Genomic DNA, 12,252 nt, shown 5'->3' with positions numbered 1-12,252 from the left:
CCTATCGCGCGCGGGGATCGAGGATGCGGTAGCTCAGGTCGGACAGCTTGTTGATGCCGACGAAAACCGCGCCGATGACGAGGGTGGAGCCCAGCACGGCATTCATGTCCGCATTCAGGAGCGCCACGGTGAGATAGTTGCCGATGCCCGGCCAGGAGAAGATCGTCTCGATCATCACCGAACCTTCAAGCAGGCCGGCATAGGACAGGCCGATGACCGTGATCAGCGGCACGCGGATCGGCTTGAAGGCATGGCGCCAGAGCACCACCCGCTCCGGCACGCCCTTGACGCGGGCGGTGGTGACGAACTCCTGGTTTAGCTGGTCCAGCATGAAGGAGCGCGTCATGCGGCCGATATAGGCGAGGCTGAAGAAGCCGAGCACGGCGGCGGGCAGGATGATGTGCGACACCGCGCTGCGGAACACCTCCATGTCGCCGGCGACGAGACTGTCGACCAGAAGCAGGCCAGTGACGGTCGGCACCATGCCGTCGAGGTAGATCTCCACGCGGCCGGGACCACTGACCCAGCCGAAATGCGCATAGAACACCGCAAGCCCGACAAGGCCGAGCCAGAAGGCGGGCACCGAATAGCCGAGCAGTCCGACGACGCGGATCACCTGATCGGTGAGCGAACCTTGCCGGCTTGCCGCCATGACGCCCATCGGAACGCCGAGCAGCACGCCGATGATGATGCCGAGTGTCGCCATTTCCAGCGTTGCCGGGAAGACGCGGGCGAGATCGGTCGCGACGGGATTGTTGGTCGAGACCGACTTGCCGAGGTCGCCCGACAGCACCTTGCCGACATAGGAGACGAACTGCATCGGCAGCGGCCTGTCCAGCCCCATCTCCACCTTGGCCTGTTCATAGACGGCCTGCGGCGCACGATCGCCGACGACCGCCAGCACCGGATCGATCGGCACGACACGGCCGATGAAGAATGTGATCGCCAGAAGCCCGAGGAAGGTGAAGGCGACAGTGGCGGCGAAACCGCCGAGGCCGCGGAGGAACGGCAACATGCGGCCGGGGCCGGAAGATGAGGGCGGATTCGGTATCCTGTCCAATGCCGCGACGGCCTGCTGGTCCAAACTCACGTGCGGAGTGCCCCCTCTTTGTCTGACCGCGTTGATCATCGCGGCGGAAGATTTCGCTTGCGACCATACAGATAATTTTGGTTATATCAAAAAAATTATTGTGGAGGTGCGCATGGCCGGCCAGGCTTTGAAGCAGGAAACGGATGGGACGCCAAAGGTCGGTGCGCTTATCCGCGCCCGCCGCCGCCAATTGAAGATGACGCTCCAGCAGCTCGGTGATGCCTCCGGCATATCGGTCGGTTATTTGAGCCAGGTCGAGCGCGATCACTTCACGCCCTCGCTCGGCACGTTGGCGCAGATCAGCCGGGCGCTGGAGGTCGGCATCGAATTTTTCATCGCCGCTCCGAGCGCGGAGGATGCGCTGACCCGCAACGGCGAGCGGCAGCGTTTTTCCGTCGATGGTTCTTCCATCGTCTACGAGCGCATCGGCGCGGAATTTCCCGGCAGCGTACTCTCCTCCTTCATACTCACCATTCCGCCGGGCTATCGCTCCGAGGTGGTGAGCCACGAGGGCGAGGAGATCCTGTTCATGCTCGACGGCACGATCACCCAGCGCGTGGACGATGCCGAGATGACGATCTCGGCGGGCGACAGCCTGCATTTCCGCGGCAACCGCCCGCATGCCTGGTGGAATGACAGCGGCAAGCCCGCAAAAATGCTCTGGACCGGCACGCTCTTCATGTTCCGCTCCCGCGAAATCACCCCGCTGCCGGATCTCGGCGGCGGCAAGAGCGTGCAGCCTGCTGCGCGCAACAGAACCTCCAGCAAGAAAGGGAACACGACATGAATTTCTTCCGGGCAGCCCTGCTCGCAACCGCCCTCGCCCTGCCGATGGCATCGACGGCGAGCCTCGCCGCAACGCCCGCCGACGTGCTCGTCGTGGCACAGAACATCGACGACATCGTCGCGATCGACCCCGCGCAGGCCTATGAATTCTCCTCCGGCGAATATGTCACGCAGGTCTATGACCGCCTCGTGCAGTACGACGCCGAGGACCCGACGAAGCTGGTTGGCGGTGTCGCGTCCGAATGGGTGGCCGACGATGCCGCCAAGACCATCACCTTCACGCTGCGCGACGGCGTAAAGTTCCACTCCGGCAATCCGCTGCGCCCCGAGGACGTCATCTATACGTTCAATCGCGTCATCGCGCTCAACAAGGCGCCGGCCTTCATTCTCACCCAGCTCGGCTGGACGCCGGAAAACATCGAGCAGATGGTCACCGCCGACGGCGCCAACAAGGTGGTCGTGAAGTATGAAGGCGACTTCTCCTCCGCCTTCGTGCTGAATGTGCTCGCCGCCCGCCCGGGCTCGGTGATCGATGCCGAAACCGTCAAGGCCAACGAGGTGGATGGCGACTTCGGCAATGCCTGGCTCAACGCCAACTCGGCCGGCACCGGCCCGTTCAAGCTGCGCACCTACCGCGCCGGCGAAATGCTGGCGCTGGAAGCCAACCCGGATTACTTCAAGGGCGCGCCCACCCTGCGCCAGGTCATCATCCGCCATGTCGCGGAGGCGGCGACCCAGCAGCTCATGCTGAAATCCGGCGATATCGACATGGCGAAGAACCTGACGCCTGATCAGGTGGGTGGTCTCGGCGAGGACGTGAAGGTGGAAACCTATCCGCAAGCCGCCGTGCACTTCCTGTCCTTCAACCAGAAGATCGAGACCCTCACGTCGCCGGCCGTGTGGGAAGCCGCGCGCTACCTCATCGACTACAAGGGCATGACGGATTCCTTCCTGAAGGGCCAGATGGAGACGCACCAGGCCTTCTGGCCGAAGGGCTTCCCGGGCTCGCTCGATGAAAACCCCTACAGCTTCGATCCGGAGAAGGCCAAGAAGATCCTCGCCGATGCCGGTGTCACGACGCCGATCAAGGTGACGCTCGACGTGATCAACTCAACGCCCTTCACCGACATGGCGCAATCGCTGCAGGCCTCCTTCGGCCAGGCCGGCATCAACTTCGAAATCCTGCCCGGCACGGGCAGCCAGGTGATCACCAAGTACCGCGCCCGCACGCATGAGGCCATGCTGCTCTACTGGGGCCCGGACTTCATGGACCCGCATTCCAACGCCAAGGCCTTCGCCTATAACGAGGACAATGCGGACGACAAATACCAGTCGACCACGACCTGGCGGAATGCCTGGGCGGTTCCGGAAGAGCTGAACAAGGAAACGAAGGCGGCGCTGGCCGAGGCGGACCCGGCCAAGCGCGATGCGATATATGTCGACCTTCAGAAGAAGGTGCAGGCGAATTCGCCGATCGTCGTGATGTTCCAGGCCCAGAAGCAGGTGGCGATGAGCCCGTCGGTCGAAGGCTACGTCAACGGCGCCAACTCCGACTTCGTCTACTACCGTCTGGTAAAGAAGGCGCAGTAAACGCCAGCGGTGGCGGCTGAACGGTCGCCACCGTACCCCTCCGTCATTCGAGACGAATGGAAGCAATTCCCGGACACGGAGATCGGCCCAACCTCCCGCATAAGGTGAAAAATCCTTGGCGAACTGCGCGCCTTCAGTGTAAATTCCTTGCACCGCGCGTTTGCTCAGGGGGTGCCATGCGATCGATGCACGTGCTTGCCGGATGTCTCTTGGCCGCCGTTTTCGTAGGACCGGCCTATTCTGCGGAGGTAAAGGCGGAGCGTTGGCTTGCCGAAGGAAAGATCATCGGCAAGAAGGACAAGAAAGCGGAGGACGTCAGCGGATTGTCCTGCTCGACGACCGCCGACTTCCCCCGAACCTGCCTTCTCATCGACGACAATATTCAAGCCGCACAGATCATCACCCTGGAGGACGGCAAGCTGCTGGCGGGAGCGATGGTTCCCCTGATCAGCAACACCTTCGACGGCAAGGCGCTCGAACTCGATGGCGAGGGCGTCGCATTTGCGGATGGTGCCTTCTACGTCATCGGCTCGCATGGCCACCCGCGTGACAAGGACCATGAACTCGACCCGACAAACGATGCGGCGCGGATCGCCGCACACATTGCGGCCGCAAGCCAGATCGCCAAGGTGACGGTGGCCACCAACGGCACGGCGACGGTCGAAACAACGACCCTGTCCCTGGCGAAAGCAATCCAGGATCAGCCAGACCTCAAGGATTTTGCCGGCAAGCGGCTTGAGGAAAACGGCCTGACAATCGAAGGCATCGCCATCAAGGACGACCAGCTCTTCGCAGGCTTTCGCGGTCCTTTGTTTCCCGGCGGCCACGCCGCCGTGCTTGCGGTCTCCCTGGAGGGATTGGCAACGGGCGGCGACCTGAAAAGCCACATGTTCAAGCTGCCGATCGGCGAAGGCATCGGCATTCGAGACCTGGCATGGGATGGCGACCGCATCCTGGTGCTCGCCGGCCCCGGCCCGGACACTGCAGGGGTCTACACGGTCTTTTCCTGGGATGGCGCGGGTGACACGGTCGCGCCCCTCGTCTCCCTGACAGGCATTCCGGATGCCGGCGACAATCGCAAGGCGGAGGTCATCCTGCCTCTCGCCGAGAAAAAGTTCCTGATCCAGTTTGATGGTGAAAAGGAAGGTGGCGCCCTTGCCGTAACGCTGCCCTGACGACGCTTAAAGCGGCAGCTCCGTCGTGTACTTCACGCTTTTCAAGGCAAAGTGCGATGAGGAATTGGCGACCGCCTCATGGGTCAGGATCGCCTGCATCAGCAATTGTTCGTAATCCTTCACATCCCGCACGACGACGCGGAGGAGATAGTCCCATTCACCGGACATCGAATAACATTCCAGCACCTCCTCGTGCCGCTGCACAAAACGCTCGAAGTCGCGCCGGGCGATGGGATCGTGCGATTTCATGCGGACCTGGCAGAAGACGTTGAGGCCGCGACCGATACGGTCGGGATCGAGCAGGCGGACGGTCGGGCCGAGCACACCCGCCTCCTCCAGCGCCTTGATCCGTCGCCAGCAGGAGGCACTAGAGGCCCCCACCTCCTCGGCCAGAGCCGCATGACTGATGTCGCCGCGCTGTTGCAGAACCTGCAGGATTTTTCTGTCGATCGCGTCAAGATGAACTGTATTCATCGAATTTTCCGTAAGCATGATACAGACGTTTCATTTGTATCGTAGAAGCCAACCCGTTTGAAACGCTTTTTCGGTCACAGCGTTCTAGACTTTCCGTCCATGCACATGCGGGAGGAAACCATGGCGCAGGCTGCTTTCAAACCCATCATCCGGAACGCGCCGGACGCTTCCGTCGACTGGCGGCGCATCACCTATCTCGTGCACCTGTCCCGCGCGCTCGACGAGATGGAGGAAACCCGTCTCGTGCCTGAGAAGAAGGTGCTCTACCAGTTCTCCGCCCGTGGCCACGACATGGCGCAGATCATGCTCGGCAGCCTGCTGACAAACCGGCACGACGCGACCTGTGGCTACTACCGATCGCGCCCGCTGCTGCTGTCACTCGGCGTCGATCCCGCCGACGCGTTGGGTTCGGCGATGGGCCGCGCCGGCGGCTATTCCGACGGCCGCGACATCGGCGTCGTGTTCAATTATCCGAACCTTGAAGGCGCATCCGCGCTGCCGATGTGCGGTGGGGTCGGTACACAATACACGCCGACGGCCGGCTGGGCACAGGCCGTGAAATATTATGCCGATGTGCTGGGCAAGGCCGACTATGCCGAAAGCATCGCCGTCGTACTCGGTGGTGACGGTTCGGTGGCCTCGAACGGCTTCTGGTCGGCGTTGACCATCGCCACCACCCAGAGCCTGCCGATGCTGTTCTACATCGAGGACAACGGCTACGGCATCTCCGTGCCCTCGACCGTCCAGACGCCGGGCGGCAACATCGCCGCCAACCTGTCCGGCTGGAAGAATCTGACAGTCCTCGAAGGAGACGGCACGGATCCGGCCGCTGCCGCCCGCCTGACCGGCGCGGCGGTGGAACATGTCCGCCACAAGCGGGCCCCCGTGCTTCTGCGCCTCACCGTGCCGCGCCTGCAAGGCCACAGCTTCCAGGACACGCAGGCCTATAAGAGCGAGGAAACGGTTCGCAGCGAATGGGCGCGCGATCCCCTGCCACGCCTCAAGGACTACATCGTGCCGGCGGTGCTCAGCGAATCGGATTGGGATGGCGCGAACGACGATGCCAGGCAGGCTGCGGAGGCCGCGCGGGTTGCCGCGGAAGCGCGCCCCGTGGCGGTACCGGAAACGGTGACGCGGCATGTCTTCTTCGAGGGCGACGCGCAGGTGATGGGCGGGCAGCTCCGCCACGGCTATATGGCGCCCGAGATGACGCAGACCGCCGAGACGACCGGCCAGCGCATCAACATGGTGACGGCCATCCGCCGCACGCTGGACCACGAACTTTCGATCAATGAACGCGTCGTGCTGTTCGGCGAGGATATCGGGCCGAAGGGTGGCGTGCATGCCGTCACGCTCGGCCTTCAGGAAAAGTTCGGCCGCGAGCGGGTGTTCGACACCTCGCTGTCCGAGGAGGGCATCGTCGGCCGCGCGGTCGGCATGGCGCTGGCGGGGCTGATGCCGGTGCCGGAAATCCAGTTCCGCAAATATGCGGAACCCGCCACCGAGCAGATCAACGATTGCGGCACAATCCGCTGGCGCACCAACAACCGCTTTGCAGCGCCCATGGTGCTGCGCATGCCGGGCGGCTATTTCAAATGCGGCGATCCCTGGCACAGCCAGACGAACGAGGTCGCCTTCGTGCACCAGCCGGGCTGGAAGGTCGCTGTGCCCTCCAATGCGGCGGATGCTGTCGGCCTCCTGCGCACCAGCCTGCGCGGCAATGATCCGGTGATCTTCTTCGAGCACCGCGCCATGCTCGACCACGCCTGGGCAAGGCGCCCCTACCCCGGCGATGCCTATGCCCTGCCTTTCGGCAAGGCCGAATTCACGCGGCGCGGCGACAGGATCACGCTCGTCACCTGGGGCGCCATGGTGCATCGCTGCGAGGAAGCCGCCGACGGTCTCTCCGCAGACGTCATCGACCTGCGCACGCTGATGCCCTGGGACAAGGAGGCCGTGCTGTCCTCCGTGCGGCGCACACGGCGCTGCCTCATCGTTCACGAGGATCTCGGCACCGCCGGCTTCGGCGCGGAAATTTCCGCCGTCGTCGCCGACGAAGCCTTCATGGATCTCGATGCACCCGTCTCGCGCCTCACCATGCCGGACATACCAAGCCCGCACAATCCGGTGCTGCTCGACTGGGCCGTGCCCTCGGTCGGCCAGATCCGGGCCAAGCTCGAAGCGCTGCTGGAGTTTTGAGCGATGGCAGACGTGATCGATGTTCTCGCTCCTCATGAACAGGAAGGCACGAAGGCAGTGGTGCGCAACTGGCTGAAGGCGGTTGGCGAGCCGGTCGCACTCGATGAGCCGCTGGTGGAACTGGAGACCGACAAGGTCACCCAGGAGATCCCCGCCCCCCTCACCGGCATCCTGCATGAAATCCTCATGCAGAGCGGCGAAAACGCCGAACCCGGCGCTGTGCTTGGCCGTATCAGAATGGAGGGTGCATCGACTGCGGCTGTGACTGCGCCCGCTGCGGCGGCGGCACCGCAACCTGCACATATCGACCACGACATCCATTATTCCCCGGCGGTCCGGCGCGCGATCGAGGAATACGGCATCGACCCCGCAACGGTGACAGGTACCGGCAAGGGCGGGCGGGTCACCCGCGGCGATATGGATGCCGCCCACGAAGCGGCCCTTGCCCGCAACCTCGTTCCCGCAACGCAGTCTGCAAAGACGCCTTCCCTGCCCTCGACACGGGCGGACAAACCGTCGGGCGATCTGCGCGCGCACTCCGTTCCCCATTCGCCAATGCGGCTCGCCATTGCCGAGCACATGAAGATGTCCGTCTCGACGGCGCCGCATGTCACGACCGTGTTCGAAGCCGATTTCAGTGCCGTGATCCGCCATCGCGACAGGAGCAAGGCCGCCTCCGGCGTATCGCTGTCCTACACCGCCTATATCGTCGCGGCCTGTGTTTCCGCCATGAAGGCGGTGCCCGAGGTCAACAGCCGCTGGCATGGCGACCGCCTGGACATCTTCGAGGATGTGAATATCGGCGTCGGCACGGCCCTCGGCAATGACGGCATCGTCGTGCCGGTCATCCGCGATGCGCAGAACCTCTTGCTTGCCGGCATTGCCGCGCGCTTGCAGGATCTCACCGCGCGCGCCCGCACAAACACGCTGACGCCGGCCGACATGCGCGGCGGCACTTTTACCATCTCCAACCACGGTGTATCCGGGTCGCTCGTCGCCGCGCCGATCATCATCAACCAGCCGCAATCGGCGATCCTCGGCGTCGGCAAACTGGAAAAACGGGTCGTGGTGCGCGAGGTGGACGGTGTCGATACGATCCAGATCCGGCCGATGGCCTATGTTTCGCTCACCATCGACCACCGCGCACTCGACGGCCACCAGACGAACGCCTGGCTCACCCGTTTCGTCGAAGCGCTTGAAAGCCCGCCGCAATGACCGTCTCCCACGACTATGACCTCTTGGTCATCGGCGGCGGCCCGGCGGTTATGCCTGCGCCATCCGCGCCGCCCAGCTTGGCCTGAAGACCGCCTGCGTGGAGGAGCGCCCGACACTCGGCGGCACCTGCCTCAATGTCGGCTGCATCCCCTCGAAGACGTTGCTGCACGCAACCCACCTACTCGAAACTGCCCGCGATGGCCACATGGCCGGTTTCGGCATCCGCACCGGCGCCGTTTCCGTCGACCTTGCAACGCTGATGGCGCGCAAGGACACGACGGTCGCCACGCTGACCAAGGGCATCGATTCCCTGTTTCGCAAACATGGCGTGACCCGCCTCACCGGCCGCGCGCGTCTCGCCGGGCAGGGCCGCGTCGACATTGCTGGAAAAACGGTCCGCGCCGGATCCGTTGTCATCGCCACCGGCTCCCTACCGGCAACGCTGGCCGGCGTGCCGGTGGACAATGCGGCCGACATCATCGTCGATTCGACCGGCGCCCTGTCCTTGCCGCGCGTGCCGGAACGACTTGTCGTGATCGGCGGTGGTGTCATCGGCCTCGAGCTTGGCTCGGTCTGGTCTCGTCTCGGCGCGAAGGTGACGATCATCGAATATGCCGACCGCATCCTTCCCGGCATGGATGACGATATCCGTGCGACGATGACGAAGCTGCTGACAAAACAGGGCCTGACGATCCTGAGCGCGACATCCGTCTCCGCCGCCCGGGTGGAGGACGGTGTGGCGCTTCTCTCCCTGGCGGTTGCAGACGGAAAATCCTCGGAACTGGCTGCGGATGTCGTGCTCGTTGCCACGGGACGCCGGCCGAACACACACGATCTCGGGCTGGAAACGGTCGGCATCACACCGGATGACGGCGGCTTTATCCCGGTGGACGGGCGCGGGCGGGCGGGCATGAGCGGCGTTTTTGCCATCGGCGACGTGACACGCGGCCCCATGCTGGCGCATCGCGCGCAGGATGAGGGCATTGCCATCGCCGAGCGGCTCGCCGGCAAACCCGGCATCGTCAACCATGCGCTCATCCCGGCGATTGTCTACACCAGTCCCGAGGCGGCCTCCGTCGGCAGGACCGAACAGGCCCTCAAGGCAGACGGCGTGCCCTATCGTGCCACGACGTTTCCCATGCTCGCCAACAGCCGGGCAAAAGCCAATGGCAGCACCGAGGGGTTCGTCAAACTGCTATGCCACGCGGGTTCCGGCGTGGTGCTCGGCGCGCATATCGTCGGTGACATGGCAGGCACGATGATTGCGCAGATCGCGCAGGCGATGGAGTTCAGCGCGACGGCTGAGGACATAGCCTATACCTGCCATGCGCATCCCACGCACAGCGAGGCAATCAAGGAAGCGGCCCTTGGCTTCAGTGGCAGCGCCATTCACATCTGATGCTGGGGCCGGGTCCTGCCTTCCGCGTTTTTAGGCGGGCATATTCCTCGACTTGAGCATGCCGCCCGCGCCACGCAAAAGTGGACGCTCGATCAGATAGTAGCCACATAGCCCCGCCAGCGTGCCGACCAGGAACGAGGCCAGCAAAACGAGCCATGACGCAAGGCCGAGCATCATGCCGGCCTTCGCCACGACGGAGATGGCGAAGGTGTGCCAGAGGTAGATCGAATAGGACGCGTCGCCGAGAACAGCCGGGAGCCTCAGGCGCGGCACGCGGCCCCTCGTCTCCAGTGCTGCGGTACCGTAGACGAGCGCGCAGGCGAGCGGGCCACAGGTCCATTCGTCGAACGGCAATCTCAGAATACCGATGAGCGCAAAGCCGACCAGTGCACCGACAATCAGAACCAGTGAAGCGAATGCATTTGGGACCCAGCCTGCCAGCCATAGCCGGCCGATCAGCATGCCGGCAACGAATTCCAGGATGATCGGGCGCGTATAGGTGACGATCAGGGGATTGCTGCTCTCCACCGCAAACCCGATCGCGACGAGGCCGACAAAGACAAGGACCATTGCGGGAAGCAGGAAGCTTCTCGGCAGGGCGAGGCAGGCGGCGAAGACGACGTAGAAGAACATTTCGTAGTTGAGCGTCCAGCCCTGCACGAGCACCGGCCAGAGACCGCCGCTGCTCGGCGAGGGCAGCGGCACGAAGAAAAACGATGCGAGCACATGGCCTGCCGTCAGCACCAGATTGGGAAAGAGACCGGCAAGCCCACCCGCTACCATCAGGGCGGTCGCCAGCCAGTAGATCGGCACGATGCGGCGGATACGGTCGATCAGGAAGCGCCCGGGCGAGACCGGGCGCCGCTCGACGATGACCCACATGATGAAGCCGCTGATGACGAAGAAGACATCGACGCCGGCCGCGCCGATGGCAAAAGCAAAACCGCTGCGTTCCGCCGCATGGAAGACCACGACCGCGAGCGCGGCGAAGGCGCGCAGATACTGGATGCCGTAGAGCGTGTTGTGTTGTCCCGCCGGCCGCTCCGCGCCCGTCATGTCAGCGCCGCCCCGGACTGGCGAAGCAGGGGCCGTCTGTCTTCCACGGCAACGTTTTTTTGCGTATCGGCAAGTTTCCCGGCCGCGAAATAGAGCAGGAAGGACCCCACATGATAGGGGTTGAGGATGTCGATTTCGACGAAGGTACGCACAGCAAGCAGCGCCGCCACGGTGCACAGCACCAGCGCCTCCAGGTCATGCGTCGCGGAAAGCAGGCGCCGCAGATGCCCGGCGAACGTCACGATCAGCACCATCGACAACAGCAGGCAGCCGATCAGCCCCGTCTCGACGGTGGCGGCAATGAAGGTGTTGTGGAAGTGGAAGCCGGACCGCGTGCCGATGAAGAAGGCGGCCCAAAGCCGCTCGGCCTCGGCAAAACCCTGCACCCAGAACGCCTGGTACCCAATGCCAATCAGCGGAGCCTCGCCGGCCGCCTCGATGCCCTGCTGCCAGAGATAGGTGCGGCCGGTCAGCGTCGCGTCCTTGCCGAAGGCGCCCAGCACCATTTCGTAACCGCCGCCATAGGCGCCGGCGATGAGGGTGAGAACCGTTGCAATCGCGAGACCGAAAAACAGCATCTTGCGATGGGCTGGCGCCAACAGTTCAAGCCCACGCAGGGCAAGGCACAGGCCGGCAATGGCGATCGTCGTCAGCACCGATGTCGCAGATTGCGAGGCCTTGAGGCAGTAGAGCGCGATCACGATGCAGCCGACAGCCGCGAGCCGCCAGAGCCCCCGCTCGGCACCGAGAAACAGCGCCGCGAACGCGAACAGCACAGCGAGCGAGGCATAAAAGCCAAGCTGGTTTTTCGAGGCGAAGGCACCGACGAAGCTGTAGGTGCCGTCCAGCGGATCCAGGTGATAGACGCCGAAAACGAGGGAGTAGAACAGAACCAGCCCGGTCCCGAGCAACCCGCCGCGCACGAGAGTGCGCGTGTCGACGACCCGCATGGCGATCAGCGCGCAGATCACATGGGAAAGATACTGTACCCCGGCGCGGGCGGTGGCGCCGGACGCCTGCGACCAGAAGACCGACAGGCAGGCGAAAATGGCGAAGGCGAAGATCCAGAGATAGCGCGTGTAGTTGCCGAGCACGCGCCGGTAGTCAACGGCGACCAGTGGCAGCCACAGCGCATAATAGGCGAGGATCGATATCTGGCCGAAGCGGAAGGAATAGGCGAAGACGAAGAAGGACAGCGCAACGGCGGTCGCGGCATAGGCCTCGTTGCCGACAGGTCCGATCAGGCGCGTCTTCGCGATCCGCATGCC

Annotated in this window: 9 protein-coding genes and 1 pseudogene; 6 read left to right on the top strand and 4 right to left on the bottom strand. The window is 63.9% G+C overall.

The genetic code is table 11. From position 1 onward, the window contains the following. Position 1 precedes the first annotated feature (1 nt). Positions 2–1,015, bottom strand: a complete 1,014-nt coding sequence (locus GR138_RS15125; protein WP_202402660.1) for an ABC transporter permease — start codon at positions 1,013–1,015, stop codon at positions 2–4. Between GR138_RS15125 and GR138_RS15120 the strand changes: the two genes are divergently transcribed. The 3 genes from GR138_RS15120 (at position 1,014) to GR138_RS15110 (ending at position 4,641) form a co-directional block, all read left to right on the top strand. Further along, a complete protein-coding gene (locus GR138_RS15120; RefSeq protein ID WP_338091097.1) occupies positions 1,014–1,877 on the top strand; it encodes a helix-turn-helix domain-containing protein in 864 nt (287 codons plus the stop codon). The genes GR138_RS15125 and GR138_RS15120 overlap by 2 nt on opposite strands. Continuing rightward, positions 1,874–3,466 (top strand): ABC transporter substrate-binding protein, encoded by a 1,593-nt coding sequence (locus tag GR138_RS15115; RefSeq protein ID WP_160860072.1) that lies wholly within the window; start codon positions 1,874–1,876, stop codon positions 3,464–3,466. The genes GR138_RS15120 and GR138_RS15115 overlap by 4 nt, the downstream gene beginning before the upstream one ends. A 176-nt stretch (positions 3,467–3,642) precedes the next feature. Further along, positions 3,643–4,641 carry a DUF3616 domain-containing protein gene (locus tag GR138_RS15110; RefSeq protein WP_160860071.1) on the top strand — a complete coding sequence of 333 codons (999 nt, stop codon included), beginning with the start codon at positions 3,643–3,645 and terminating at the stop codon, positions 4,639–4,641. A 6-nt stretch (positions 4,642–4,647) separates the two neighbouring features. Here the strand turns inward: GR138_RS15110 and GR138_RS15105 are convergent, their stop codons facing one another. Continuing rightward, positions 4,648–5,115, bottom strand: coding sequence for an Lrp/AsnC family transcriptional regulator (locus GR138_RS15105; RefSeq protein WP_160860070.1), 468 nt, complete (start codon positions 5,113–5,115; stop codon positions 4,648–4,650). 120 nt (positions 5,116–5,235) lie between these two features. On the opposite strand from GR138_RS15105, the gene GR138_RS15100 reads away from it, so the two are divergent. The 3 genes and pseudogenes from GR138_RS15100 (at position 5,236) to lpdA (ending at position 9,928) form a co-directional block, all read left to right on the top strand. Beyond that, positions 5,236–7,314, top strand: coding sequence for a transketolase C-terminal domain-containing protein (locus GR138_RS15100; RefSeq protein ID WP_160860069.1), 2,079 nt, complete (start codon positions 5,236–5,238; stop codon positions 7,312–7,314). A 3-nt stretch (positions 7,315–7,317) separates the two neighbouring features. Further along, entirely contained in the window at positions 7,318–8,529 is a 1,212-nt protein-coding gene (locus GR138_RS15095; RefSeq protein WP_160860068.1) for a dihydrolipoamide acetyltransferase family protein, read from the top strand. Beyond that, a pseudogene (gene lpdA / locus GR138_RS15090) lies at positions 8,526–9,928 on the top strand (dihydrolipoyl dehydrogenase). Before GR138_RS15095 ends, lpdA begins: the two are co-directional and overlap by 4 nt. A 30-nt stretch (positions 9,929–9,958) precedes the next feature. Here lpdA and GR138_RS15085 read toward each other — a convergent pair. Together GR138_RS15085 and GR138_RS15080 are read right to left on the bottom strand one after the other, a co-directional pair. Continuing rightward, positions 9,959–10,984 carry an acyltransferase family protein gene (locus GR138_RS15085; protein ID WP_160860067.1) on the bottom strand — a complete coding sequence of 342 codons (1,026 nt, stop codon included), beginning with the start codon at positions 10,982–10,984 and terminating at the stop codon, positions 9,959–9,961. Next, a complete protein-coding gene (locus GR138_RS15080; RefSeq protein WP_160860066.1) occupies positions 10,981–12,249 on the bottom strand; it encodes an O-antigen ligase family protein in 1,269 nt (422 codons plus the stop codon). The genes GR138_RS15085 and GR138_RS15080 overlap by 4 nt, the downstream gene beginning before the upstream one ends. Positions 12,250–12,252: the final 3 nt, after the last annotated feature.

This window comes from Shinella kummerowiae (assembly GCF_009827055.1).
Lineage (GTDB): Bacteria > Pseudomonadota > Alphaproteobacteria > Rhizobiales > Rhizobiaceae > Shinella > Shinella kummerowiae.
The sequence above is the reverse complement of the archived record's forward strand: the minus strand, read 5'-3'. Positions and strand labels throughout refer to the sequence as shown.

What these genes read in the sequence shown, in the direction of transcription:
- GR138_RS15120 (WP_338091097.1), top strand. Translation starts at nt 1,014, where the DNA reads ATGCGGCCGGGGCCGGAAGATGAGGGCGGATTCGGTATCCTGTCCAAT.
- GR138_RS15125 (WP_202402660.1), bottom strand. Translation starts at nt 1,015, where the DNA reads ATGTTGCCGTTCCTCCGCGGCCTCGGCGGTTTCGCCGCCACTGTCGCC.
- GR138_RS15115 (WP_160860072.1), top strand. Translation starts at nt 1,874, where the DNA reads ATGAATTTCTTCCGGGCAGCCCTGCTCGCAACCGCCCTCGCCCTGCCG.
- GR138_RS15110 (WP_160860071.1), top strand. Translation starts at nt 3,643, where the DNA reads ATGCGATCGATGCACGTGCTTGCCGGATGTCTCTTGGCCGCCGTTTTC.
- GR138_RS15105 (WP_160860070.1), bottom strand. Translation starts at nt 5,115, where the DNA reads ATGAATACAGTTCATCTTGACGCGATCGACAGAAAAATCCTGCAGGTT.
- GR138_RS15100 (WP_160860069.1), top strand. Translation starts at nt 5,236, where the DNA reads ATGGCGCAGGCTGCTTTCAAACCCATCATCCGGAACGCGCCGGACGCT.
- GR138_RS15095 (WP_160860068.1), top strand. Translation starts at nt 7,318, where the DNA reads ATGGCAGACGTGATCGATGTTCTCGCTCCTCATGAACAGGAAGGCACG.
- GR138_RS15085 (WP_160860067.1), bottom strand. Translation starts at nt 10,984, where the DNA reads ATGACGGGCGCGGAGCGGCCGGCGGGACAACACAACACGCTCTACGGC.
- GR138_RS15080 (WP_160860066.1), bottom strand. Translation starts at nt 12,249, where the DNA reads ATGCGGATCGCGAAGACGCGCCTGATCGGACCTGTCGGCAACGAGGCC.